The following is a 25,382-nucleotide window of genomic DNA, read 5'->3' as shown; positions in this document are numbered from 1 at the left end:
AAATTCGTTCCCATGAGCGTCGACCCCAGGACCCCGGTGCTGATCGGCTACGGCCAGGTCAACCATCGCGACGAGATCGACCCGGAAACCCGCTCGGTCGAGCCGATGGACCTGATGGTGGCGGCGGCCCGGCAAGCGGCCGCTGCCGCGGTGATCGAGGCCGTGGATTCCATCCGCATCGTGAACATCCTGTCGGCCCAGTACCGCGACCCGGGCCTGTTGCTCGGCCAGCGAATCGGTGCTTCCGACTTCACCACGCTGTACAGCCCCGTCGGCGGCAACGTGCCGCAGTCGCTGGTCAATCAGGCCTGCCTGGACATCCAGCGGGGCCACGCCAAGGTGGTGCTGCTGGCCGGCGCCGAAACGTGGCGCACCAGGCGCGGTCTGCGGGCCAAGGGCGCCAAGCTGGTGTGGACCGAGCAGGACCAATCGGTCCCGATGGCCGAGGTCAGCGGCGACGACGTCCCGATGGCCGGTGACGCCGAGATCAGGATCTCACTCGATCGGCCCGCCTACGTCTACCCGATGTTCGAGGAGGCGATTCGGATCGCGAACGGCGAGTCGATCGACGACCACCTCGAGCGCATCGGAGCGCTGTGGGCACGATTCAACGCCGTGGCGGTGGACAACCCGAACGCCTGGATCCGCAAACCGTCGGGCGCCGACGACATCAGCCAGGCGGGCCCGCAGAACCGGATGATCAGTTGGCCTTACACCAAGCTGATGAACTCCAACAACATGGTCGACCAGGGCGCGGCGCTGGTTCTGACCTCGGTCGGGGAGGCGACGCGGCTGCATATCCCCCCCGAGCGGTGGGTGTTCCCGCACGCGGGCACCGACGCCCACGACACCCCATCCATCGCCGAGCGCCACGAGCTGCACCGCTCGCCGGCGATCCGCATCGCCGGTGCGCGGGCGCTGGAATTGGCGGGCCTGGGCGTCGACGACATCGACTACGTCGACCTGTACTCCTGCTTTCCCTCCGCGGTACAGGTGGCGGCGTCGGAGCTCGGCTTGAGCGCCGACGATCCCGCCCGCCCGCTGACGGTCACCGGTGGCCTGACGTTCGCGGGCGGACCGTGGAGCAACTACGTGATGCATTCGATTGCCACCATGGCGGAGTTGCTGGTGGCCAACCCGGGCCGGCGCGGCCTGATCACCGCCAACGGCGGCTACCTGACCAAACACAGCTTCGGGGTCTACAGCACCGAGCCCCCTGCCGAATTCCGTTGGGAAGACACGCAACCGGCCGTCGATCGGGAGCCCACGACCGACGCGGTGGTCGAGTGGGAAGGCGTCGGCACCGTCGAAGCCTGGACGACACCGTTCGACCGCGACGGCCAGCCCGAGAAGGCGTTTTTGGCCGTGCGCACCCCCGACGGGTCGCGCGGGCTGGCCGTGGTCACCGATCGCGCCTCGGCGCAGGCATCGGTGCGCGAAGATATCGGTGGCGCCAAGGTTGCCGTCACCGCGGACGGCAGCGCGACGCTGCAATAACCCCGGCCGACCGCATCACGCCAAGTCGCCGAACCGTTACCGGACTAACGGTCGCGTAGCCGGTGTCTATTTGCCTATTGTTGAATGCTGAGGGTTGGGGGAGGTGAGCCCAGGTGCACATCCTGGTTACCGACGCCACCGGCGCACTCGGGCGGCTGGTCGCTGGGCAGCTGATCGCTGCCGGGCACACTGTCACCGGCATTGCTGAGCTACCGCATCCATGCCTGGACCGCAACGTCGAGTTTGTTTGCACGTCGCTGCGTGACCGGGTACTGCGGGAGCTGACGGAGGAAGCCGATGCGGTGATCCACCTGGCGCCCATCGACCCCTCCGCCCCGGGCAGCGCGGACATGGACGGCCTTGCGCGGGTGACGGACGCGGCCGCGCGCGCCGGTTCCCGGCTGCTGTTCGTGTCGCAGGCCGCCGGGCGCCCAGAGCTGTATCGACCGGCCGAGGACCTGGTGGCCTCGAGCTGGGGCCCGACCGTGGTCGTCCGGATCGCACCGCCGGTCGGTCGCCAACTCGACTGGATGGTGTGCCGTACCGTGGCCACCCTGGTGCGCGCCAAGGTTACGGCCCAACCCATGCATGTGCTGCATCTCGACGACTTGATGCGCTTTTTGGTTCAGGCGCTCAATACCGACCGCACCGGAGTGGTGGACCTCGCCAGCCCGGACACCGTCAATCTGATCACCGCATGGCGGATGCTGCGGGCGACCGACCCGCGGTCCCGCCTGCATCGGGTGCGCAGCTGGTCACAGCTGATTCCGGAAGTGAATGTCTCTGCGGCACAAGAAGATTGGCTATTCGAGTTCGGCTGGCAGGCCGTGGACGCGGTCGCCGACACCGCGCGCGGGCTCGTCGGCCGCCGGCTCGACACCGCGGGCGCGATCAACCACGGCGGCAGGCTAGCCCTCCCGGTCGAGGTGCTGGCACACTCCCGGCGGCCTGCCGACGACGCACACAGTGCGGCACCCGAAGGCGTCGAGGGCGAATTCGACGACCAGATCGATCCGCGGTTTCCGGTCTTCAGCGGCTCCGCCCTCAACGAGGCGCTGCCCGGACCGCTCACGCCGATCACGCTGGATGTCCAGCTGAGTGGGCTGCGCGCCGCGAGCCGGGTGCTGGGTCAGGTGCTCGCGCTGGGCGGCGCGGTCGACGAGGAATGGGGCAGCAGGGCCATCGCGGTGTTCGGCCATCGCCCCTACGTCGGGGTGTCGGTCAACATGGTCGCCGCCTCCCAGTTGCCCGGTTGGGACCAGGAGGCCGTCGTCCGCGACGCCCTGGTCGGCCGGCCCCACGTCGGGGATCCGCTGCCGTTCGGTGAGCCGGCCCTGGCAGGCGGAGCGCTCGGCTCGGTCGCCAAGGCGGTTGCCGCGGGACGGTCGGTGGCTGCGCTGCGCCATCTGCGGGCCGATACCCGGGCCTACAGTGCCGCCGCGACCGCGGAACACCTCGATGCCGCCCAGCTGGCGTTGCTGCCCGAGGCGGCGCTGGAAGTCCGCTTGCGGCTGCTGCGCGACCGCATTCATCAGGGTTGGATCCTCAACGCGCTGTGGTTGATCGATACCGGCATCAGCGCCGCGGCGCCGGTGCGCAGCCAGACCCGTCGCGGTGTGCCCGGGGTGGGCATGATCACCGACAGCGACTTGGTCGCCACGGAGATCGCCGAGTTGGCGGCCGCGCTCCGCGCCGACCCGCCGTTGTGTGCGCTCGCGGAGGAGGGCAACCTCGCGAGCATTCGCGCGTTGTCGCCGACCACCGCGGCCGCCGTGGATGCCGCCGTGGCGCGGATCGGGCACCGCGGCCCGGGGGAGGCCGAGCTGGCCAGCGCGACATTCGCCGACGACCCGACGATGTTGCTGATCGCCGCGGCCGCCGCCGCCGCCCAGCCCGCCCCGGTGCTGACCCAGGACGAACGGTTGGCCGTCAGCGCCCGCGGCTCGCGGGAGCTGGCGCACGACGCCACCATGCGATTCACGCATGATCTCCGGATGACGTTGCGCGCCTTGGGTTTTCTACGAGTCCAGGCGGATCTGATCGATGACGTCGAGGACATGTACTACCTGACCTGCAACGAACTGGTCACGCTGCCCGGCGATGCGCGGCTGCGGATCAAACGCCGCCGAACCGAACGGGACCGGTTGCAGGTGCAATGCCCACCCGACGTCATCGACGGGAAATGGGCTCCGGTGCCGCACAGCGCTGAGCCATCCGGCACCGGACAAACCGTCAGCTGACGCTCAACTCAAAAGCCCGCGCAAGGCCAGCGCATTGCGGACCGCGTGGCCACCCAGGTCGTTGTTGAAATACATCCACACGTCTGTGCCGGCGCCGTCCCACTCGGCGATGCGCTCCGCCCAGTGCCGTAAGTCGTGGTCGGAATACGAGCCGGCGTAGTTGGCATCCGGGTCCGGGCCGTGCATCCGGATGTACACCAGGTCGGTGGTCGCCCGGGGAATGCACTCGAGTCCGAGACCGCTCATCACCACATAGGCGGCGCGGCGGTGTTTCAATAACTCGAACACGGCGGGGTCGTTCCACGACGGATGACGCAATTCGACGGCAACACGGATCGACTCGGGTATGAGGGCCAAGAACGAATCGAGGCGTGCGTCGTCGCGCCGCTGCTCGGGGTGCAGTTGCACGAGCAGGACCCCGTGCCGATCACCCAGCAGACGCCAGCAACGTTCGAATCGTTCGATCCACGGCTCGGGTGAGGCGAGCCGGCGGTAGTGTGTCAATCCGCGGTGGGCCTTGACCGACATCGTGAAGCCCTCCGGCAGCTGCTGGCGCCAGCCCGTGAAGGTCGAATCCTGCGGCCACCGGTAGAAACTCGCATTCAGCTCGACGGTGTCGAACACTTCGATGTAGCGAGCGAGCCGGCGCCCCGAGGGCGTTCCGGTGGGGTACAGCACATCCACCCAGTGGTTGTACGACCACCCCGAAGTACCGATGCGTATGGTCACGGTTCGCTCAGCCGGTCACGCGCCGACGCACATCGTCGTCGAGCGACACCCTGACCAGCGCGGCGGCGAGGCGCGCATTAGCCTGGGGCGCAAGTGATCCGAGCTGTTCAGGGGTGGCGGGCAAACCCAATTGTTTGGCGGTGCGGATGGCGCGGTCGTCGAAGTATGGACGTACCCACGTCCACACGTCCTGAACTTCGCGCAGGTAGATGTCCGCGCCGGTGTCGCCGATTCCCTTGAATTTCTTGAGCATTCGTTTGATCGCCGCCGGGTCGCACTGGCTGCGATCGGCCAGTCTGCGTAGATCACCTGAGTAATCGTCGCGAACACGGTCGGCCATTTCGGCGAGTCGGGTCGCAGAGCTCTCGTCATAGCGGACGTAATGTGCGCGTCCGAACGCCTCGATCATGGTCCGCCGGTCCGCGGCCTGTACGGCTTTGGGTGTCCGGAGACCGGCCTTGAACAGTTCGCGCGCGGCGGCCATGGCGATGCCCGCGTCGATCGGCTTGCTGGCAAGCATGCACAGCACCAGAAGCTGAAACAGGGGCATCGGCTTGTCGCTCATGGTGATACGCGCCTGCGACGCGTACGTGGTACCCGCGACATCGAGCAGTCGCCGCACCCGCTTGTCCATAGGCACCCGCGTACCCGCGCTCCGGGCGAGCAAACCGGGCGCTACTTGGGCGGCAGGCTTCGCGCGTAGCCGACTCCACGGTTCACCCAACTGTGAAGCTGGCGTTTGGTTTGCACACCGGTGACCTCTACGCGCAGCCAGCCTCGGGCTTCCCGGCCGGCCATCACCATCGGGCTCACATGGGCGCGCTCACAGAGCTTGTCGGTGTCCGCCGGCGGCACCCGCACCAGCAGCCCGCCCTGGCCGCTGACGGCCACCGACATGTTGCCGTTGATCAGAAACGCCAGGCCGCCGAACATCCGTTTCTCCTCGACGCCAGGCTCAGAGCCGAGGAGTTCGCGGATCCGGTTGGCCAGATCCTCGTCGTAAGCCATGCGCCGACCCTAATCCCGCCGACCGACAGATGGGACGGCGTCAGTCCAGATCGACGCGGATGGTCAGCAGCTCGCTTCCCATCAGCCGCACCATCGCGCTGTTCAGTCGCGGCAGGTTGCCCAGCCGCTGGACGGCGTCGTCGTCGGGCAGCAGGTGCGCTGTCCCGTTACGCCATTGCCCGCCAACCCGCACGCGGACAGCAGGATTGGCTTTGATGTTGCGGACATAGTCCGAGTGCTCGCCGTGTTCGGAGACCATCCAGAACTGGTTGTCCAGGACGCGCCCGCCCACCGCGGTACGCCGCGGCTGCCCGCTCTTGCGTCCGGTCGTTTCCAGCATCGTCATTGGCAACTGACGGCCCACCGGATTCACCGCCAACTTCTGAATGCGATGGACGACTTGCCGCTTAAGCTTCGCAAAGTCACTCATGGCTTGGATTGTGCCCGCAAACGAGAACAGCCGCCGCAGAAGCGGCGGCTGCCTCGAACGAGCCGTTTAGACCGGCGGCGCCGGAACGAAGGTACCGTCGGGCAAGAAAACGCCCCACTGGTTTACAGCCGGGTTGAACACGACTGGGTAGTCACCCGGTTGGCCCATCGGTGCCCAGCGGGCCGGATACCCATACCCGCCCGGGTCGTTGTAGTGTCCGGGCGGCGGAAAGCCGTGCTGCCCGGGCGGAAGCGGTGTGCCCGGACCATTGCAGTTGACACCCGGCCCGCCGTTACAAATCGGCTGCCCAGGGATCCACTGCCCCTGACCCGGTCCATCCCGGTCAGGAACGTTCGGGCCTGGCACGTTTGGCCCCGGCACGTTCGGGCCTGGGTGCGGGCCATTGGGGTCGGCCTGTGCCAACCCCACGCCCACTCCGAGCGCGCCTGTCGTCAACGCGCCCGCAATAGCGGCGCTAGCAGCTATTCTGTTCAACCTCACGATGAACTCCTTGTCCGGCCGCTCACCGCCCTTTCAGCGGCTTCACGGCGCGATTTGTTGTTCGTCACCCACGTCCTGCGACGTCGGGTGGAGGTCAAACCCCCCTCGGCTGGCTTTGCCTCTGCGCTTGTGGCTACCCCCGGCCCAAGGAACCCAAAACCTCTAGGCAATCCCCGGGGCTCCACTAAGAAGGCGTGTTCGACTCGGTTAACAGTTCCTCACGCGGCCACCCTGGCGCCGTCGGCCGCCGGTTCCAGCGCCTGGGCCACGATCTCGGCGACGTCGGTCATGGGCCGCACGTCCAGCGCCTCGAGCACCTCGCCCGGCACGTCGTCCAGATCCGGCTCGTTGCGCGCCGGGATGAAAACCGTTGACAATCCGGCGCGTTGGGCCGCCAGCAGCTTCTGCTTGACGCCGCCGATGGGCAGCACCCGGCCGTTGAGCGTGACCTCGCCGGTCATGCCGACGTCGGAGCGGACCTGTCGGCCGGTCGCCATCGATACCAGCGCGGTCACCATGGTGACCCCGGCCGACGGGCCGTCCTTGGGCACCGCGCCCGCCGGCACGTGGACGTGGATGCGCCGGTCCAGCGCCTTGGGGTCGACGCCCAGCTCGGCGGCGTGGGAGCGCACGTAGGACAGCGCGATCTGCGCCGACTCCTTCATCACGTCACCCAGCTGTCCCGTCAGCTGCAAACCGGGCTCGCCGTCGGTGGCCCCGGCCTCGATGTAGAGCACGTCGCCCCCCAGGCCTGTCACGGCCAGGCCGGTGGCCACCCCGGGCACCGCCGTGCGCTCGGCCGACTCCGGCATGAACCGCGGGCGGCCCAGGAAGTCAACCAGGTCCGGCTCGTCGATGGTCAGCGACGCCGGATCCTCGGCCAGCTTGGTGGTCACCTTGCGCAATGCCTTGGCCAGCAGCCGTTCGAACTGCCGCACCCCCGGCTCGCGGGTGTAGTCGGCGGCGATCTTGCGCAGCGCGTCATCGGTCACGATGACCTCGTCCTCGGTAAGCGCCGCCCGCTCCCGCTGCCGGGGCAGCAGGTAGTCACGCGCGATGGCGACCTTGTCGTCCTCGGTGTACCCGTCGATAGCCACCAGCTCCATGCGGTCCAGCAGCGCCGAGGGGATGTTCTCGATGACGTTGGCGGTGGCCAGGAACACCACGTCGGACAGGTCCAGGTCCAGATCCAGGTAGTGGTCGCGGAAGGTGTGGTTCTGCGCGGGGTCGAGCACCTCGAGCAACGCCGCACTCGGGTCGCCGCGGTAGTCGGAACCGACCTTGTCGATTTCGTCCAGCAGCACAACGGGATTCATCGATCCCGCCTCGCCGATCGCGCGCACGATCCGGCCCGGCAGCGCGCCCACATAGGTGCGGCGGTGCCCACGGATCTCGGCCTCGTCGCGCACGCCGCCCAGGGCGACGCGGACGAACTTGCGGCCCAACGCCCGGGCCACGCTCTCGCCCAGCGACGTCTTGCCGACGCCGGGAGGGCCGGCCAGCACCATCACCGCGCCGGAGCCGCGTCCACCGACGACCTGCAGCCCGCGCTCGGCGCGGCGGGCCCGCACGGCCAGGTACTCGACGATGCGGTCCTTGACGTCGTCCAGCCCGTGGTGGTCGGCGTCCAGGACCTCGCGTGCGGCCTTCAGGTCGGTCGAGTCCTCGGTGCGGACGTTCCAGGGCAGCTCGAGCACGGTGTCGAGCCAGGTGCGAATCCATCCGCTTTCCGGGCTTTGGTCGCTGGAACGCTCCAGCTTGCCGACCTCGCGCAGGGCGGCCTCGCGCACTTTTTCGGGCAGCTCGGCCGCCTCGACGCGGGCCCGGTAGTCATCCGAACCGTCGGGTTCGCCTTCGCCCAGCTCCTTACGGATGGCCGCTAGCTGTTGACGCAGCAGAAACTCCTTCTGCGTCTTCTCCATGCCCTCGCGCACATCCTCGGCGATCTTGTCGCTGACCTCGACCTCGGCGAGATGGTCACTGGTCCAATCGATCAGCACACGCAACCGCTCGGCAACATCGACGGTTTCCAGCAGCTGCCGCTTCTGCGCATTAGTCAGGTAGGACGCGTAGCCGGAGGTGTCCGCCAGCGCCGACGGGTCGGTCAACCTGTTGACGTAGTCGATGATCTCCCAGGCCTCGCGCCGTTGCAGCATGGCAAGCAGCAGCTTCTTGTACTCCGCCGTCATCGCCTTGATCTCATCCGTCGCCTCGGTCTCGGGGACCTCGGTCACCTCGACCCACAGCGCCGCACCCGGTCCGGACGCTCCAGCCCCGATCTGGGCCCTGCGCTCACCGCGCACCACCGCAGCGGTGCCGCCGCCTGCGATGCGTCCGACCTGCAATATTTTCGCTATCACGCCGTGTGACGGGTACCGGTCCTCCAACCGGGGGGCGATCAGCAGCTGCCCGGAGTCGCTCGCCTGAGCGGCATCGATCGCCGCGCGGGCGGCCTCGTCCAGCGCGATCGGAACCACCATCCCGGGCAACACGATGGTGTCAGTGACAAACAGCACCGGCACCGACTTGGCTTCAGCCATCAAATCCTCCAAAAGTTGAGTCTGATGCGCTTAACCCAGCCTAGCGCCGGTTTGTTCCCAAACCAGGTTTCGCTGCGAGCGTGAGGCCCGTCTCACACTGGGGGAACCGGACCCAACCGTCTCAGCTGCGTGACGTGCTCCGGTGACAGCTCTTGCAGACAGGTGACGCCGAGCAACGCCATGGTCCGCAGAATGCCGCTCGCGATGATGTCGATCGCACGGCTGACGCCCGCTTCGCCGCCGGCCATCAGGCCGTAGAGGTAGGCCCGCCCCACCAGTGTGCAGCGGGCCCCCAGCGCGATCGCGGCGACGATGTCGGCGCCCGACATGATGCCGGTGTCCACCAGGATCTCGGTGTGTTTCCCGAGTTCGCGAGCGACGATGGGCAGCAGGTGAAAGGGTACCGGGGCCCGGTCCAGTTGGCGCCCACCATGATTGGACAACACGAGGCCATCGACGCCGCGGTCGACGACGGCGCGCGCATCCTCGAGCGTCTGAATCCCCTTCACGACGAGCTTTCCGGGCCATTGCGCCTTGATCCATTCCAGGTCGTCGAAGGTGAGGCTCGGGTCGAACATGGTGCTCAGGTACTCGGAGACGGTGCCCGGCCAGCGATCCAGCGAGGCGAAGGCCAGCGGCTCGGTGGTCAGCAGATCGAACCACCATTTCGGGTGTGGCACCGCGTCGAGCACGGTGCGCAGTGTCAGCGTGGGCGGGATCGTCATGCCGTTGCGGTTATCACGCAGCCGGGAACCGGAGACGGGAACGTCGACGGTCGCCAGCAGGGTGTCGAATCCCGCGGCGGCGGCGCGCTGCACCAGCGCCATCGAGCGCTCGCGATCGCGCCACATGTAGAGCTGGAACCACTTTCGGCCCTGCGGGACGGCGGTGACCAGATCCTCGATCGCGCAGGTGCCCAGCGTGGACAGCGAGAACGGGATTCCCGCGCGGGCGGCCGCCTGCGCGCCGGCGATCTCGCCCTCGGTGTGCATCAATCGGGTGAAACCGGTGGGCGCGATCGCGAACGGCAACACCACCGGCTGGCCCAACACGTCCCAGCCCGCGGTGACTTGGGAGACGTCGCGCAGGATAGTCGGATGAAATTCGATGTCGCGGAACGCTTGTCGCGCACGCGCAAGCGACAGCTCGTCGTCGGCCGCGCCGTCGGTGTAGTCGAACGCCGCCTTGGGGGTGCGGCGTTTGGCGATGGCTCGCAGATCCTCGATGGTGTAGGCGGCGTCGAGGCGGCGCCGGGTCGCGTTGAATAGGGGCCGCTTGAATTGCATCAGCGGTGCCAGGTCGCGCACTTTGGGCACTCGTCGTCGGACTGCCATGTGTGCAACCGTAGTCAAATGGACTCGGCAGCCGACCCGTTCGACCTCAATCGCTTTGTGGACGCGCAGGAGCCGGTGTACGGCGACGTCATCGCCGAGCTGCGCGCTGGGCGAAAACGCAGTCACTGGATGTGGTTCGTCTTTCCGCAGCTGCGCGGGCTGGGCGGCAGCGCCATGGCGGCACGGTTCGGCATCGCCTCGCTCGACGAAGCCGAAGCCTATCTGCGCCATGAGCTGCTGGGGCCGCGGCTGCGCGAGTGTTCCCGGCTGGTCGCCGCGGTGCAGGGGCGATCCATCGGTCAGATTCTCGGCTCGCCGGACGACCTCAAACTGCGCTCGTCGATGACGCTGTTCGCCCGCGCCACCGAGGACAACCAGGACTTCATCGCGGTGCTCGACAAGTACTACGGCGGCGACCAAGACCGGCTGACGCTGGATCGGCTGACGAAGTTCTGATGGGGGCGACCCGCTTCACCCGGCTACGCCGCGCTCGCGATCGCCAGTGTTCTGATGGGGGCGACCCGCTTCGCCCGGCTACGCCGCGCTCGCGATCGCCCCTGTTCTGACGGGGGCGACCCGCTTCACCCGGCTACGCCGCGCTCGCGATCGCCCCTAGGCCGGGCTCAGGATCCGCCAGCCGTGCGCCTCGACCGCGAGGGTGTCGACGACCTCCTGCGGCGGGGCCGCCGATCCGCCGATCACCTTTGCGCGGGCCGTGCCCAGCTCCGGTAGCGAGACGCGCAGCGGCTCGTCGTCGATATTGAGCACCACCAGCAGCGCATCGTCGCCGCTGCGCGTCTCGTACACGTACTGCCGGTTTTTGAGCAGCCGCGCGGTTGTGGATGCCGCGTGCAGCCAGGGGTAGCGGCGCCGCAGCCCGACCAGATACTGGTGCAACCGCCAGGTCTCGACGCCGGACTCATCCAAGTGCAGTGGGGGAGAACCGAACTCGGGTCGAACCGCGTCGTCGCCGCCGTACCGTTCTTCCTTCACTCCCGCAAACCCGAGCTCGTCGCCGGCGTACACGCTGGGCACTCCGCCAATCGTCAGCAACAGCACCAGCGCGTGGGCCACATGTTGGGGCGCGTCCAGCCGGCTGGCGATGCGGGTTACGTCGTGGTTGCCGATGAACGTCAGCGGCGCGAAGGCGGTCAAAAAGTCGTTGTGGCGCTGCAGCGCCCAATCGAGTTCGAAGAAGTTGCCGTCGTTGAGGCTGCTCCAGATCGCCTTCCACAGCTCGTATTGCGTGGCCGAGTCGAAGGTGGCAGCCCGCACGTCCGCGGCGTAGTCGCCGTGGATGAGTTCACCGACGAACCAGGCGTCCGGGTAGCGCTCACGCACCCTCGGCAGGGTCGATGCCCAGAAGTGGTGTGGCACCGCGTAAGCGGCATCGAGACGCCAACCGTCGGCGCCGCGTCCCAACCAGTGCGTCATCACGTCGACGGCGTAGTCGGCGACCTCGGGGTTGTCGTGGTTGAGGGTGATCAGCCCGGAATGGCCCTCGAAGGTGTGGAAACGACCGGGACGTCCGCGAAACCAGCGCGCGGCCCCGTCGTCATCGGCCGCCGCGCGGTAGCGAGCGAAATCCTGGCCCACATGATTGAACACCCCGTCGAGAAGGACCCGCAGTCCGCGGCGATGCGCCTCGGCGACCAAGTGGTCGAAGTCGGCGTCATCGCCCAGCCGGGGGTCGATGCGGTAGTGGTCGGTGGTGTCGTAACCGTGTGTGCGCGAGGCGAAGACGGGACCTAGCGCAATGCCCGATGCGCCGAGTTCGATGGCATGGTCCAGCCAGTCGACGAGCCGCCGCAACCGGCGTTCCTCCGGTTGCGGCGGCTCGGTTGACTGCGGCGTGGGGAATGCTCCCACGAACCCCAGGGGGTAGACCTGCCACCAGATGGCGTGCTGGACCCAGGCGGGTTCGCTCACGGCACTGGTCACGGCGGCGCGATCAGCCGACGGCTGCCAGCGTCTGGGCGGCGACGATCGCTTGTGCCACACCGGAAATGATCGCCGCGGCCTTCAACGCCTCCTGGATGGTTTCCCGGCTCACACCGGATTCGCGCAGCGTGTGCTCGTGAGCGGCCACGCAGTCCGGGCATCCGTTGATCGACGACACCGCGAAGGACCACAGCTCGAAGTTAGCCTTCTCCACGCCGGGGTTGGCGATGATGTTCATCCTCAACCCCGCGCGCAGGTCGTCGTACCTGCCATCCAGGAAGCCCCGGCCACGGTAGAACACGTTGTTCATGCCCATGATCGATGCGGCTCCCAGCGCCGCGTTGTACGCCTCGGCGGACAGGATGCCGGCCGCCTCGGCACCAATCTCCGTGAGCACCTGCGTGTTCCGGGTAGCCGCGGCGCTGGCCAGTAGCGTGCCCCACAGCTGCTCGGAGTTGAGCTCGGTGGTGCGGGTGATCGAACCCAGGTTGAGCTTGAGGTCCTTCGCGTACTCCGGTAGCGCTTCCTTGAGGTTTTCTATGCTCATTTCGCCTCCTAATCCGACCTTATGCGATCAGCGGACAATCAGGCCGACTGCTTGAGCAGCTCGGTGGCGTCCAGCGTCGGGTCACCCTTGCGCCAGTTGCAGGCGCACAGTTCGTCGGACTGCAGCGCGTCCAGGACACGCAGCACTTCTTCGACGTTGCGGCCCACGGAGCCCGCGGTGACCGAAACGAACTGGATCTCGTTGTTCGGGTCGACGAGGAAGGTCGCCCGGTCCGCGACGCCGTCGGCGTTGAGCACGCCGGTACCCAGGCTCAGCTCCCGCTTGATGTCCGAGAGCATCGGGAAGGGCAGCTTCTTCAGGTCCTCGTGCTGTGCGCGCCAGTTGAAGTGCACGAACTCGCTGTCGATCGACACGCCGAGCACCTGCGCGTCGCGGTCTTCGAATTCGTCGTTGAGCTTGCCGAACGCGGCAATCTCGGTCGGGCACACGAAGGTGAAATCCTTCGGCCAGAAGAAGACCACGCGCCACTTGCCGGCGTGGTCCTCATTGGTGATCGTGGTGAAGTAGTCCCCAGGCTGCTTGGCGTCGACCTTGGACAGATCGCCCGCGATCAACGCAGTGAGCTCGTAGGCGGGGAACTGGTCGCCGATGGTCAGCAGAGGCATATCGCTCCTTGTCTGGATTCAATCAAGATTAGCTTTTCCTTCACCATGTTGCCGCGTACCCTAGTTGAAGTAAAGGTGATATTTCCCACTAGGCTCATAGGTATGACCGATAAGTCTTATCAACCCACGATCGCCGGCTTACGCGCGTTCGTCGCGGTCGCCGAGAAGCGGCAATTCAGCAGTGCGGCAACGGCTCTCGGGCTAAGTCAGTCCACGTTGTCGCAGGCGCTGGCGGCGCTGGAAGCCGGGTTGGGCACCCAGCTGATCGAGCGCTCCACCCGGCGGGTCTTCTTGACAACGGAGGGCGGGCAGCTGCTGCCGCGCGCCCAGGCCGTCGTCGAGGCCGCGGACGCGTTCAGCGCCGCGGCCGCGGGTTCGTCGGATCCGTTACGGGCCGGCATGCGGTTGGGCCTGATACCCACGGTGGCACCCTATGTGCTGCCGACGGTGCTGGCCGGTGTCGCCGAACAGCTGCCGGAGCTGGCACTGCGGGTGACCGAAGACCAGACCGAACGCCTATTGGCGGTGTTGCGGGAAGGCGCATTGGACGCGGCCCTGATCGCCCTGCCGGCCGAGGGCCCCGGCATCACCGCGATCCCGATCTATGACGAGGATTTCGTGCTGGCCCTGCCTCCGGGTCATCCGCTGGCGGGCAAGCGCCGGGTGCCGGCGACCGCGCTGGCGGACCTGCCGTTGCTGTTGCTGGATGAGGGGCACTGCCTGCGCGACCAGGCACTCGACGTCTGCCATAAGGCGGGTGTGCGAGCGGAGCTGGCCAATACCCGGGCGGCGTCGCTCGCAACCGCCGTGCAATGCGTGACCGGCGGCCTGGGCGTGACGCTCATTCCGCAGAGCGCGGTGCCGGTCGAGGCGTCCCGAAGCCGCCTGGGCCTCGCGCAGTTCGCCGCGCCCCGCCCGGGTCGGCGCATCGGTCTGGTTTTCCGCTCGTCGAGCGGACGCGACGAGTCCTACCGCCGGCTGGCGGGGATCATCGGCAAATTGGTCAGCAGCCAGCACCAGGTGCGGCTGGTGAAGTAGCCGCGTGCCGACTGTAAGTTCTGCGTATGGAGAAGGTCATCGCAGTGCTGAGGCGTGCCGAGCCGGATGACGCATGGTGCGCTCGGCAACGCGGCCACATCGCCGACGCGCTGCTGCAGCTGGGCGTCGCCGGGCTGCAGATGAACGTTCGTGACGGCGCCGTGCGTCACTCGCTGATGACACTGACTACCTTGGACCCGCCAGTGGCCGCGGTGGTGAGCATGTGGACCCAGCAGTGCTACGGCGACCAGACAACGGCGGCACTCAAATTCCTCGCCCAGGAATGTGAGCAGCTGGCCGCTTACCTGGTGACCGAATCGGTCCCACTGAGCGCGCCGGCCGTCGAGTCCGGCACTCGCACACCAGGTTTGGCCAATATCGCGCTGCTGCGCCGGCCCGACGGCATGGATCAGGCAACCTGGCTGAACCGTTGGCAGCGTGACCACACATCGGTCGCCATCGAAACGCAGTCGACGTTCGGTTACACCCAGAATTGGGTGGTGCGGGCGCTTACGCCGAATGCACCGGGAATCGCGGGCATCGTCGAGGAGTTGTTCCCACCGGAGGCCATCACCGACCTCAAGGCTTTCTTCGGAGCCGCCGATGATGACGATTTACAGGACCGATTGGGCCGAATGGTCGCCAGCACAACTGCATTCGGCGCCAACGAGAACATCGACACCGTGCCGACCAGCCGCTACGTATTCGAGACACCGTTCCGGGATTGAGGACCGCTCATGACAACACTCGACGAGGCAGTCGCCCTGGCCAAGGAAGAAAGCGGTCTGGCGGTGATATCGACGGTTCGCGCCGACGGGACGGTGCAGGCTTCGCTGGTCAACGTGGGCCTGCTGGCGCACCCTTCGAGTGGTGAACAAGTCCTGGGCTTTACCACTTACGGGAAGGTCAAGCTGGCGAACCTGCGTGCCCGGCCGCAGCTGGCGGTGACTTTCCGCAACGGCTGGCAGTGGGCGACCGTCGAGGGCGGCGCCGAACTGGTCGGCCCCGACGACGAGCAGCCCTGGCTGACGGAAGCGGATCAGCTGCGGTTGCTGCTCCGCGACGTGTTCACCGCCGCGGGCGGCACCCACGACAACTGGGACGAGTACGACCGGGTGATGGCTTCCGAGCGGCGCGCCGTGGTGCTGATCGCCCCAACCCGCGTCTACAGCAACGGCTAGCCTCGGGGCTGCTGGCGTGGTGACCCGCTGCGCCCGGCTGCGCCGCGCTTGCGATCCCCACTAGGCTGCTGGAGTGACGCTGCAGATCGATGACGACAAACGGGTACGCACCCTCACGCTGAATCGGCCCGAGGCGCTCAATGCGTTCAACGAAGCCCTCTACGACGCCACCGCCGAGGCGCTGCTCGCCGCCGCCGAAGACCCGGAAGTCGCCGTCGTGCTGCTGACCGGCGCCGGGCGTGGCTTCAGCGCCGGCACCGACCTGGCCGAGATGCAGGCTCGGATCGCCGATCCCGGCTTTACCCCGGGTAAGCACGGCTTCATCGGGCTGATCACCGCGCTCAGCGCGTTTCCCAAGCCGCTGATCTGCGCGGTGAACGGCGTGGGCGTCGGGATCGGCGCCACCATCCTCGGCTACGCCGATCTGGCGTTCATGTCGTCGACCGCACGCCTGAAGTGCCCGTTCACCAGCCTGGGCGTGGCGCCCGAAGCGGCCTCGTCGTACCTGTTGCCCCAGCTGGTGGGCCGGCAGAACGCGGCCTGGCTGTTGATGTCGTCGGAATGGGTCGGCGCCGACGAGGCGTTGCGAATGGGGCTCGTCTGGCGCGTCTGCGAGCCCGACGAGCTGTTGGTGCAGGCCCGCCAGCACGCCGAAATCCTTGCCTCCCGCCCGATTTCGAGCTTGATGGCCGTCAAGCACACGATGATGGAACCGGTCCGCCCAGAGATCGTGGCGGCCACCGCACGGGAGAACGCGCACTTCGCCGAACTCATGGGTGCGCAAGCCAACGCGGCCGCCCTGGCCGACTTCAACAAACTCTGAGGCGGTAGCTAAACCGACTGCGCCGTCCGCAATTTGGCCGAGTCGGCGAGGATGGCACGCAGGGTACGCCGGCAGCGGCCGCAGTCGCCGCCGGCGCCACAGGCAGCGGCGATCTCTTTGGAGGTCGATGCGCCCTGGGCGACGACATCGCAAACGGTCTGGTTGGTTGCCCCAACACAGAGGCACACGTACATCAGCGCACCTCCTGCACGTCCGCGTCCCCTTCGTCGTTTGGTCGAGCGTCTGCGATTCGTCCCCGACACCGGCGTTCCGAATCCTCGGGCACCGTGGCGGTGAGGCCGAATACGCGTGGCGCTTATTAGTGGAGTCTAACCTAAGTTCGTTAGTGCAGTCTAACCTAACCAAGGGGCGACTTACCTCACTCGGGACCTCACTGAGTGCAGCCAAACCTTGCTGGAACATTCCAAGCGGCCGTGGCAAAGTGCTGCTACAGCCCAGGTTTGGTGCGCTTGCGCCCAGCGCACCCACCGCGGCCACACATGACAGCGCTCACACCGTAGGAGTGACAATGCAAGGGGATCCGGAAGTTTTGCGTCTGCTCAACGAGCAGTTGACCAGCGAGCTCACCGCGATCAACCAATACTTCCTGCACTCCAAAATGCAGGACAACTGGGGGTTCACCGAGTTAGCTGAGCACACCCGGGCCGAATCGTTCGACGAGATGCGCCACGCCGAGGCGATCACCGACCGCATCCTGTTGCTCGACGGGTTACCGAACTACCAGCGCCTGTTCTCACTGCGCATCGGCCAGACGCTGCGCGAGCAGTTCGAGGCCGACCTGGCTATCGAATACGAGGTGATGGAGCGACTCAAGCCGGCGATCATCCTGTGCCGGGAAAAGCAGGACTCCACCACGGCGAACCTTTTCGAGGACATCGTGGCCGACGAGGAAAAGCACATCGACTACCTCGAGACCCAACTCGAGTTGATGGACAAGCTGGGCGTGGAGCTGTACTCGGCGCAATGCGTGTCCCGCCCACCCAGCTGAACCCTCGGGCGCCGTCCTACGCGGGTTTTGGTTGCCACCGGTTGACCGTGGGCACTCGTTACCATCGAACGCCGTGGGAAGGCAGGCATGACGAGGGCGACACCAGCAGCGGCTTCGGCCGGCCGCGCTTCGGATTCGCAACCCGTCAATATCGCGGTCGACCCGCAGCGACGCAATTTCATCTTCGTGGCGATCCTGCTCGGCATGCTGATGGCCGCACTGGACCAGACGATCGTGGCGACGGCGTTGCCGACCATCGTCGCCAATCTCGGTGGCGCAGGCCATCAATCGTGGGTCGTGACCAGTTACCTCCTCGCCTCGACCATCATCACCGCCCTCGTCGGCAAGTTCGGTGACCTGTTCGGCCGCAAGCGGGTGTTCCAGGCGGCCGTCGTGTTCTTTGTCGCGGGATCCGTGCTGTGCGGGCTTTCGAGTTCGATGGGCATGCTGGTCGCGTCGCGCGCACTGCAGGGCGTCGGAGGCGGCGGGCTCATGGTGACCGCCATGGCCCTGATCGGCGAGGTGATCCCGCTGCGGGACCGCGGCCGCTACCAAGGGGCGATGGGAGCGGTGTTCGGCGTCACCACCGTGATCGGCCCGTTGCTCGGCGGCTACTTCACCGACCACTTCACCTGGCGGTGGGCGTTCTGGATCAACGTGCCGATCTCGGTCGTGGTCTTCTTTGTGGCGGCAGCCGCCATCCCCGCGCTGACGGAACGCACCAAACCGGCGATCGACTACACCGGGATCCTGTTCGTCGGACTTGGCGCCGCCGGCCTGACACTGGCCACCAGTTGGGGCGGGACCACCTATCCGTGGGGGTCGCCCATGATCATCGGCCTGTTCGTCGGCTCGGTGGTCGCGTTGTGCGCCTTCGCCTGGGTGGAGAGCCGCGCCGCCGAGCCCATCCTGCCGATCCGGTTGTTCGGTAGTTCGGTGTTCACCGTCTGCTGCGTGCTGTCCTTCGTGGTCGGGTTCGCGATGCTGGGCGCCCTGACGTTCCTGCCGACGTACATGCAGTTCGTCGACGGTGTCTCGGCCACGACGTCGGGCCTGCGCACGCTGCCGATGGTGATCGGAATGCTGACCACGTCGATGGGCAGTGGGGTCATCGTCGGCCGCACGGGCAGGTACAAAGTCTTTCCCGTCGCCGGCACCGCCGTCATGGCGGTGGCGTTCTTTTTGATGTCGCGGATGGACCCGTCGACATCCGCTTTGGTCCAATCATTGTTCCTCGTCATCCTCGGGGCCGGGATCGGGATGTGCATGCAGACCCTGGTCCTGATCGTGCAGAACACCTCGAGCTTCGACGATCTCGGCGTCGCGACCTCCGGCGTCACCTTCTTCCGCACGATCGGCAGCTCGTTCGGGGCCGCCATCTTCGGTTCACTGTTCACGAACTTCCTGCACAGCCGGATCGGCCCGGCGATGGCGGCCAGCCACGCGCCCGCCGCGGCCGCCGCGTCGCCGGAGGCCCTGCACCGGCTGCCCCGCGAAGCGGCCGCTCCGATCGTCTCCGCCTACGCCGAGTCGCTCACCCACGTGTTCGGATGGGCGGTTCCGGTCGCCCTGGTGGGATTCGTGCTGTCGCTGTTCCTGCGGCAGGTCCCGCTCCGGGAATTCCACGACAGCACAGTCGATCTCGGCGATGCGTTCGGGATGCCGACCAGCGAGACCCCGGACCAGATGCTGGAGAACGCGATCGCCCGGATGATGCGCGGCGTTCCCGGCATGCGGTTGCGCAGCATCGCAATGCGACCCGACTGCCGGCTCGACGTCGCCGGGCTCTGGGGAGTCCTGCGGATCAACCGCTACACACAGATGTACGGGACCGCCCGCGTCACCGACATGGCCGACTACCTGCGGGTACCGTTCGAGGTTCTCGAACCGACCTTCGCCCGCTTGGTGTCCGGCGGATACGCGCAGCGCGACGGCGAGCAGCTGTGGCTCACGCCGGCCGGGGGACAACAAGTCGCCTACGTGCACTCGCTCCTGTTGGCCTGGCTCGTTGACAAGCTGTCCCGGTCACCGGACTTCGCAGGCCGCCCGGACCGCCGCGCCGTGGAAGCGGCGCTGGACCGCGTCGCGCATCGCCTTCTGGCACAACGTGATTGGCAGGATGAACAACCAACGATGGCCATTCCGGCGGCCGCTCGCTAACCGGTGCCGATAGCCATTCGCCGACATCCCCGCTCCGGGTCCTGACGCGGGCGTACCATCACGCCATGAGCCGAATCGGAACATTTGCTGACGACGACCTGGCCGGCTGGTTTGCGAAGTCTCCGGACATCGGCGGCGCGCTCGGCGGCTTCAGCCAGGCGGTCTACACCAAGAACCGGTTGCCGGTGCGCACCCGCGAACTTGCCCGCGCCGTGATCGCCCACCGCAACGAATGCGTCGTCTGCGTCAACACCCGCGACGAGGACGGACCCGCCGCGGGCGTGGACGAGGAGCTGTACGACCACGTTCACGAGTGGCGCACCTGGCCCGGCTACAGCGAACAGGAGCGGCTGGCCGCCGAGTTCGCGGACCGCTTCGCCACCGACCACACTGCCCTCCGCGACGACGAAGACTTCTGGAGCCGCTGCGCCGAACACTTCTCCGATGAGCTGCTGGCTGACCTGGCCCTGTCCTGCGCGCTGTGGGTGGGGATGGGTCGAGTGCTGCGGACCCTCGACATCGGCCAGGCCTGCAGGCTCACCATCCCCAGCCGCGCATAGTCACCCACGTTCGCGGGCACAAACGGCGCCACCGCCGTGTTGCGATACGTACGCGACGATCGGCATGGAGGGTGAGGCCGTGAAGATTCGGTTTGGCGTCGGGCTCGGCGCGGACACCGCCCCAGATCAGCTGGCCGCCATCGTCGATCACCTCGAGGCCGGCGGGGTGGACTCGCTATGGTTTTCCGAACTGGTGTATTCCCCGGCCGTCGATCCGGTGGTCGGCATGGCGTATGCGCTCGCGCGGACGACCCGGCTGAAGGTGGGCACCTCGGTGGCCGTGCTGCCGGGGCGCCATCCGGTGCTGGTGGCAAAACAGTTGGCGTCTCTGGCGGCCGTCGCACCGAAGCGGGTGCTTCCCGTCTTCGGTCTCCGCTCAGCCATACCGGCCGAACGCGAGGCCTTCGTCGTCCCCGAAGGTGAGCGCGCGGCCGTGTTCGACGAGTCGCTTCGCCTGCTGCGTACGGCGCTAATCGAGGAGTCGGCGACCTTCACCGGCCGATACTTCAGCGTCACCGACGTGGCCGTCGCCCCGAAACCGACACCGCCGCTGGACATCTGGGTCGGCGGCTCGGCGCCGGCGGCGTTTCGACGCGTCGGCGCACTCGGCGACGGCTGGCTGGGCAGCTTCCTCACCCCGGCCGAGGCGCGGGCCGGGCGCGAGGCGATCCAGCGGGCGGCCGCGCAAGCCGGGCGCAGCATCGAGACCGACCACTTCGGCATCTCGTTGGCCGTTGCAGAAGACGGGGAACTGCCCGCCGAATTGGCCGCGGCGGTACGGCGCCGCCGCCCGGACCGTGACCCCGGCGAACTGATCGCCGCCGGGTGGGATCAGCTGCACCGGCAACTCGACGGCTACATCGAGGCGGGATTGACGAAATTCGTCATCCGGCCGGTGGGCAAGGCGCCGGTCGACGGCTTCCTGGATCGGTTCGTCACCGAACTGGTCAGCCGGCAGAACTGAGCGCTGCGGGTCAAGCCGTTTGGCGTACCGGAGCGGTTCGAGGTTGGGAGAATGCCTGCATGACCGGCACACCGCTTGCCGCCGCGGCCATTGCCCAGCTGGAGGCCGAGGGCGTCGACACGGTTATCGGCACCGTGGTGAATCCCGCCGGGCTGACCCTGGCCAAGACCGTGCCGATCCGGCGAACGAACACGTTCGCGGATCCTGGTTTGGGGGCCAGCCCGTCGTGGCACGCGTTCGCCATCGATCAAACCGGCATCGCCTTCACCCCCGACGTCGGCGTGGTGGGCGATCAGCGTCTTCGTATCGACTTGTCCGCGTTGCGCATTGTCGGTGACGGCCTGGCCTGGGCGCCCGCCGCGTTTTTCGAACAGGACGGCACACCGGTTCCCACCTGCAGCCGGGGAACGTTGCGGCGGATCGAGGCCGCGCTCACCGAAGCGGGCGCCGAGGCCGCGATCGGGCACGAAATCGAGTTCCTGTTGGTAGGGCCGGGCGGCGAGCGGCTCCCGTCGACCTTGTGGGCGCAGTACGGCCTGGCCGGTGTGCTGGAGCACGAGGAGTTCGTGCGGGACGTGATCGGATCGGCCACGGGGGCCGGCATTTCGATCGAACAGTTTCACCCAGAGTACGGCGCCAACCAGTTCGAGATCTCCCTGTCGCCGCAGCCCCCGGTTGCCGCCGCCGATCAGCTGATACTGATGCGGCTCATCATCGCCCGCGCGGCCCGCCGCCACGGGGTGCGCATCAGCCTGTCACCCGCACCCTTCGCCGACGGTGTCGGATCCGGGGCGCATCAACACTTTTCGCTGTCGGCGTGCGACGGCCCGTTGTTCTCCGATGGCCTCGAATCCCACGGCATGAAAGTTACGGGGGAGGGCGCGATAGCGGGGGTCGTCCGCGGCCTGCCGGAGGCTCAAGGCGTGCTGTGCGGATCGATCGTCTCCGGCTTACGAATGCGGCCCGGCAACTGGGCCGGCGCCTATGCGTGCTGGGGCACCGAAAATCGCGAGGCTGCAGTGCGATTCGTCAGTGGCGGCCCGGGAAGTCCGCGCGGCGGCAATGTCGAGGTGAAAATGGTCGACCCGTCCGCGAACCCGTACCTGGCGTCGGCGGCGATTCTCGGCCTTGCCCTGGACGGGATCAAGTGCCAGTTGGCACTCCCCCCCGAGATCACCGTCGACCCGGCCGTTCTGTCCGATTCCGACCGTGCGCGGGACGGTATCGTGCGCTTGACCGATTCGCAGGCCGAAGCGATTGCGGCACTCGAGGGTTCGGAAGCGATGCGCCGCATCCTGGGCGATCCCGTGGTCGACATGGTCGTCGCGGTTCGCCGCATGGAACAGGAGCGCTACGGCGACCTGTCGCCCGAGCAGCTGGCGGACAAGTTCCGTATGGCCTGGAGCCTGTGACGGCGCCGGTTATGGTCTCCGACAACGCGCTGACCCGACACATCGGCGAAGTGGCACTGATCGATCAGCATGTCCACGGCTGCTGGCTGAAGCCCGGAGACCGGTCGCGATTCGAGAACGCGCTCAACGAGGCCGACACCGAGCCCATCAGGTATTCGGGTTTCGACTCACAACTCGGGTTCGCGGTGCGGGCTCATTGCGCACCCGTCCTGGGGTTGCCCAAACACAGTGATGCGCGGGCCTATTGGGAGCGTCGTAGCCAATTCAACGAGGACGAACTGGCCCGCCTGTTCTTACCGGTCGCCGGGGTGAGCGACTGGCTGGTGGACACCGGGATCGGATGCGGCGGCGTCGCCGGGGTGACGGACGTGGCCGGGCTGTCCGGCAATCACGCGCACGAGATCGTTCGTCTCGAGGAGGTAGCCGAGCAGGCGGCGCAAGCGCCGGGCGACTACGCGACGGCTTTCGAGGAGATCCTGCGTCGGCGTGCGGACGGCGCGGTCGGCCTCAAATCGATTCTGGCCTATCGTGGCGGATTCGCCGGCGATCTCAGTGAGCCGTCGACGGCGGAGGTCGCTGAGTCGGCCGGCAGGTGGCGTGAGCGCGGCGGCACCCGCTTGCAGGATCGGATCCTATTGCGGTTCGGATTGCACCAGGCGCTGCGGCTGGGCAAGCCGCTGCAGTTCCACGTCGGGTTCGGTGACCGTGATTGCGAGCTGTCCAGGGCGAATCCGCTTCTCCTGATTGACTTTCTGCGACAGGCGGCGGACGTTCCGATCGTACTGCTGCACTGCTATCCCTACGAGCGCGAGGCGGGCTATCTGGCGCAGGCGTTTCACAACGTCTATCTCGATGGCGGGCTGAGCGTGAACCACCTGGGCGCGCGGTCGCCGGCCTTCCTCGCGAGACTGCTGGAGATGGCGCCCTTCTCCAAGGTCCTCTACTCGTCGGACGGATTCGGCCCGGCGGAGCTGCATTTTCTCGGTGCCGTTTTGTGGCGCAGGGGTATTGACCGCGTGTTACGGGATTTTGTGGACCGCGGTGATTGGAGCGAGGCGGACGCCGTCCGGGTGGTCGATCTCATCGCCCGCGAGAACGCCATGCGTATCTACCGCGTTTGACCCCCGGTAACGCCGGGGTATACCCCCGGTCATGGCGACCGTGAAGGGCGTCTTGGGGTGGGCCCGCGACAAGGTGGTGTCGTGGGTGCCCAAAGCCGACCTCGACCAGCGCGATCCCGACTATATCCGCGACCAACTGCCGGGAACCTGGTTGCTGGCGTCGCTCTATTTCAGGGCTGATGTGCGGGGCTTGGACCGCATTCCGTCCGAGGGCCCGGTGCTGCTGGTGGGCAACCACAGCGGCGGCAACGTGCCGCCCGACACCTTCGTCTTCACGCTCGCCTTCTGCTCCTACTTCGGCGTCGAGCGCCCCTTTTACCAGTTGGCGCACGACCTCGTCGTCTCCGCGCCGCCGCTCGGGTCGCTGCGCAAGTTTGGCACCGTCGCCGCCAACCCCGAAAATGCCCGCCTCGCACTGGAATCCGGGGCGGCTTTGCTGGTCTACCCCGGCGGCGACTACGAGGTGTTTAGGCCCTCGTGGGAACGCCACAAGGTCGACTTCGGCGGGCGCATGGGCTACGTGCGGTTGGCCCGCGAGGCCGGGGTGCCGATCGTCCCCGTCGCCAGCATCGGTGGGCAAGAAAGCGCGCTTTTCCTCAACCGCGGGCAGTGGCTGGCCAAGTTGCTGATGGCCGACAAGTTGCTCCGGCTCAAGAGCATCCCGATATCGCTGGCCCTGCCCTGGGGCCTCAACATCAGCGACCTGGCGGGCCACATTCCGTTGCCCACCAAGATCGTGATCGAGGTTCAAGACCCGATCGAGGTCGACGGCGACGATCAAGCGGTGCACGACAAGGTGATGGCCTCCCTGCAGGGGGGCGTCGACCGGCTGGCCGCCGAACGACGATTCCCGGTGATCGGCTGATGCGCGTCGAACGCCGCTGCGTCATCAACGCCGACCGCGACGCGGTCTGGAAAATCGTCAGCGACCCGAACTGCTACCCGTCGTTCATGACGAACCTCGAGCGGTGGGAGTCGTCGAACGATAAATCAGCCGGTGTCGGTGCGCGCTACACCGTCCACTGGAAGATCGGCTCCGTACCCGTTGGCGGGGTGATCGAGGTGGTCGAGTTCGACGACGGCCGCGACCTTGCCTGGGTGGGCATCACAGGGGTGACACTGCGCGGGCGGATGCGGCTGCGCGACGCAGGCGAGGGCTGCACAAAGGTGACGTTCCGGCTGTCGTATCAGGCGCCTGGGGGAATACTCGGGTACATCGCCGACCGGGTCGCCGTGCGCCAGGTGGGACGCACGCTCGCGGATACGTTGAAACGCCTCCGGAAGCTGGCCGAGTCCTAGGACGACCGTGCCACTGCCGCAGGCGGCGTTGCCCCGGGATCGTCAGACCAGTGCCGAAGCGTCAAAGACCCAGCTCACATCACCTGAAGCCAAGCCCTCGAAGTGGTTCGGGGGAGCGAAGGCAACCAGGCTGTTGAAGTCCCAATAGTCTTTCCGTAGCCCGCACCTAGCGCTGTGCTGTGACCTGGGAAAACGGGAGAGATGTGTCGAAAATGGTTCGCTGGATGCGAAAATGATCGGCGTGACTCATTTCCGGGTGATCGGCGGCAACTCCGCGTGGCCCTGACGGACTATGCTGATTGCTGATGTCCAAATAGTTCAGTCCATAGCGTTTACCCCTGACCTCGTTTTCCCAGGTCACAGCACAGCGCTAGGTGCGGGCTACGGAAAGACTATTGGGACTTCAACAGCCTGGTTGCCTT

The 25,382-nt window shown here is 67.0% G+C and carries 25 protein-coding genes and 1 pseudogene; 15 read left to right on the top strand and 11 right to left on the bottom strand.

Annotation, left to right across the window (positions count from 1 at the left end):
• Positions 1–12: 12 nt before the first annotated feature.
• Positions 13–1,497 carry an acetyl-CoA acetyltransferase gene (locus A5652_RS25560; RefSeq protein WP_067358616.1) on the top strand — a complete coding sequence of 495 codons (1,485 nt, stop codon included), beginning with the start codon at positions 13–15 and terminating at the stop codon, positions 1,495–1,497.
• Positions 1,498–1,610: 113 nt separating this feature from the next.
• Complete coding sequence (locus A5652_RS25555) at positions 1,611–3,737, top strand: NAD-dependent epimerase/dehydratase family protein (RefSeq protein WP_067358614.1); 2,127 nt, start codon at positions 1,611–1,613, stop codon at positions 3,735–3,737.
• A 3-nt stretch (positions 3,738–3,740) separates the two neighbouring features.
• Here the strand turns inward: A5652_RS25555 and A5652_RS25550 are convergent, their stop codons facing one another.
• The 6 genes from A5652_RS25550 to A5652_RS25525 form a co-directional block, all read right to left on the bottom strand.
• Positions 3,741–4,466, bottom strand: coding sequence for a DUF72 domain-containing protein (locus A5652_RS25550; RefSeq protein WP_067358612.1), 726 nt, complete (start codon positions 4,464–4,466; stop codon positions 3,741–3,743).
• Positions 4,467–4,473: 7 nt separating this feature from the next.
• On the bottom strand, positions 4,474–5,100 hold the full coding sequence (locus A5652_RS25545) for an endonuclease (RefSeq protein ID WP_067358610.1): 627 nt from the start codon (positions 5,098–5,100) through the stop codon (positions 4,474–4,476).
• 41 nt (positions 5,101–5,141) lie between these two features.
• Positions 5,142–5,474, bottom strand: a complete 333-nt coding sequence (locus tag A5652_RS25540) for a TfoX/Sxy family protein (RefSeq protein ID WP_067358608.1) — start codon at positions 5,472–5,474, stop codon at positions 5,142–5,144.
• Positions 5,475–5,514: 40 nt separating this feature from the next.
• Positions 5,515–5,904, bottom strand: a complete 390-nt coding sequence (locus A5652_RS25535) for a nitroreductase family deazaflavin-dependent oxidoreductase (RefSeq protein ID WP_067358606.1) — start codon at positions 5,902–5,904, stop codon at positions 5,515–5,517.
• Positions 5,905–6,623: 719 nt separating this feature from the next.
• Positions 6,624–8,945, bottom strand: coding sequence for an endopeptidase La (gene lon, locus A5652_RS25530; RefSeq protein ID WP_197514106.1), 2,322 nt, complete (start codon positions 8,943–8,945; stop codon positions 6,624–6,626).
• Between the two features lie 92 nt (positions 8,946–9,037).
• Complete coding sequence (locus A5652_RS25525) at positions 9,038–10,279, bottom strand: alpha-hydroxy acid oxidase (protein WP_067358601.1); 1,242 nt, start codon at positions 10,277–10,279, stop codon at positions 9,038–9,040.
• Positions 10,280–10,297: 18 nt separating this feature from the next.
• Between A5652_RS25525 and A5652_RS25520 the strand changes: the two genes are divergently transcribed.
• A complete protein-coding gene (locus A5652_RS25520; RefSeq protein WP_067358600.1) occupies positions 10,298–10,735 on the top strand; it encodes a DUF1810 domain-containing protein in 438 nt (145 codons plus the stop codon).
• A 156-nt stretch (positions 10,736–10,891) separates the two neighbouring features.
• Here A5652_RS25520 and A5652_RS25515 read toward each other — a convergent pair whose 3' ends face one another.
• From A5652_RS25515 to A5652_RS25505, 3 genes are read right to left on the bottom strand one after another with little or no spacing between them, the layout of a single operon-like run.
• Positions 10,892–12,208: an alpha-amylase family protein gene (locus tag A5652_RS25515; RefSeq protein ID WP_369805873.1), complete on the bottom strand. Its 1,317-nt coding sequence runs from the start codon at positions 12,206–12,208 to the stop codon at positions 10,892–10,894.
• A 22-nt stretch (positions 12,209–12,230) separates the two neighbouring features.
• Positions 12,231–12,767 carry an alkyl hydroperoxide reductase gene (locus A5652_RS25510; protein ID WP_067358598.1) on the bottom strand — a complete coding sequence of 179 codons (537 nt, stop codon included), beginning with the start codon at positions 12,765–12,767 and terminating at the stop codon, positions 12,231–12,233.
• 38 nt (positions 12,768–12,805) lie between these two features.
• Positions 12,806–13,393: a peroxiredoxin gene (locus A5652_RS25505; protein WP_067358595.1), complete on the bottom strand. Its 588-nt coding sequence runs from the start codon at positions 13,391–13,393 to the stop codon at positions 12,806–12,808.
• 102 nt (positions 13,394–13,495) lie between these two features.
• Here A5652_RS25505 and A5652_RS25500 point away from each other — a divergent pair, with 102 nt between their 5' ends.
• From A5652_RS25500 to A5652_RS25485, 4 genes are all read left to right on the top strand, one after another.
• Positions 13,496–14,431, top strand: coding sequence for a hydrogen peroxide-inducible genes activator (locus A5652_RS25500; protein ID WP_067358593.1), 936 nt, complete (start codon positions 13,496–13,498; stop codon positions 14,429–14,431).
• A 26-nt stretch (positions 14,432–14,457) separates the two neighbouring features.
• Positions 14,458–15,159 carry an EthD domain-containing protein gene (locus A5652_RS25495; RefSeq protein ID WP_067358591.1) on the top strand — a complete coding sequence of 234 codons (702 nt, stop codon included), beginning with the start codon at positions 14,458–14,460 and terminating at the stop codon, positions 15,157–15,159.
• Positions 15,160–15,168: 9 nt separating this feature from the next.
• On the top strand, positions 15,169–15,612 hold the full coding sequence (locus tag A5652_RS25490) for a PPOX class F420-dependent oxidoreductase (RefSeq protein WP_067358589.1): 444 nt from the start codon (positions 15,169–15,171) through the stop codon (positions 15,610–15,612).
• A gap of 73 nt (positions 15,613–15,685) precedes the next feature.
• Complete coding sequence (locus A5652_RS25485) at positions 15,686–16,435, top strand: enoyl-CoA hydratase/isomerase family protein (RefSeq protein WP_067358586.1); 750 nt, start codon at positions 15,686–15,688, stop codon at positions 16,433–16,435.
• A gap of 8 nt (positions 16,436–16,443) precedes the next feature.
• Here the strand turns inward: A5652_RS25485 and A5652_RS25480 are convergent, their stop codons facing one another.
• Positions 16,444–16,629 (bottom strand): bacterioferritin-associated ferredoxin, encoded by a 186-nt coding sequence (locus tag A5652_RS25480; RefSeq protein ID WP_067358583.1) that lies wholly within the window; start codon positions 16,627–16,629, stop codon positions 16,444–16,446.
• 335 nt (positions 16,630–16,964) lie between these two features.
• On the opposite strand from A5652_RS25480, the gene bfr reads away from it, so the two are divergent.
• The 8 genes from bfr to A5652_RS25440 all read left to right on the top strand — a co-directional run bounded on the left by bfr (position 16,965) and on the right by A5652_RS25440 (position 24,960).
• Positions 16,965–17,444 carry a bacterioferritin gene (gene bfr / locus A5652_RS25475; protein ID WP_067358580.1) on the top strand — a complete coding sequence of 160 codons (480 nt, stop codon included), beginning with the start codon at positions 16,965–16,967 and terminating at the stop codon, positions 17,442–17,444.
• Positions 17,445–17,531: 87 nt separating this feature from the next.
• A complete protein-coding gene (locus A5652_RS25470) occupies positions 17,532–19,604 on the top strand; it encodes an MDR family MFS transporter (RefSeq protein ID WP_067358578.1) in 2,073 nt (690 codons plus the stop codon).
• Positions 19,605–19,669: 65 nt separating this feature from the next.
• The gene (locus A5652_RS25465) at positions 19,670–20,164 is read left to right on the top strand and encodes a carboxymuconolactone decarboxylase family protein (protein ID WP_067358575.1); all 495 of its coding nucleotides are present in this window, start codon (positions 19,670–19,672) and stop codon (positions 20,162–20,164) included.
• Positions 20,165–20,243: 79 nt separating this feature from the next.
• A complete protein-coding gene (locus A5652_RS25460; RefSeq protein WP_067358655.1) occupies positions 20,244–21,128 on the top strand; it encodes a TIGR03854 family LLM class F420-dependent oxidoreductase in 885 nt (294 codons plus the stop codon).
• A 59-nt stretch (positions 21,129–21,187) separates the two neighbouring features.
• Positions 21,188–22,540 carry a glutamine synthetase family protein gene (locus A5652_RS25455; protein WP_067358573.1) on the top strand — a complete coding sequence of 451 codons (1,353 nt, stop codon included), beginning with the start codon at positions 21,188–21,190 and terminating at the stop codon, positions 22,538–22,540.
• 11 nt (positions 22,541–22,551) lie between these two features.
• Entirely contained in the window at positions 22,552–23,661 is a 1,110-nt protein-coding gene (locus tag A5652_RS25450) for an amidohydrolase family protein (RefSeq protein WP_067358570.1), read from the top strand.
• A gap of 31 nt (positions 23,662–23,692) precedes the next feature.
• Positions 23,693–24,526 (top strand): lysophospholipid acyltransferase family protein, encoded by an 834-nt coding sequence (locus tag A5652_RS25445; RefSeq protein ID WP_067358569.1) that lies wholly within the window; start codon positions 23,693–23,695, stop codon positions 24,524–24,526.
• Entirely contained in the window at positions 24,526–24,960 is a 435-nt protein-coding gene (locus A5652_RS25440) for an SRPBCC family protein (protein ID WP_067358567.1), read from the top strand. Before A5652_RS25445 ends, A5652_RS25440 begins: the two co-directional genes overlap by 1 nt.
• A 42-nt stretch (positions 24,961–25,002) precedes the next feature.
• Here A5652_RS25440 and A5652_RS27275 read toward each other — a convergent pair.
• Positions 25,003–25,113: pseudogene (locus tag A5652_RS27275) on the bottom strand (nuclear transport factor 2 family protein); the annotation flags it as partial.
• Positions 25,114–25,382: the final 269 nt, after the last annotated feature.

Source organism: Mycobacterium sp. 1165178.9 (genome assembly GCF_001673555.1).
Lineage (GTDB): Bacteria > Actinomycetota > Actinomycetes > Mycobacteriales > Mycobacteriaceae > Mycobacterium.
The sequence above is the reverse complement of the archived record's forward strand: the minus strand, read 5'-3'. Positions and strand labels throughout refer to the sequence as shown.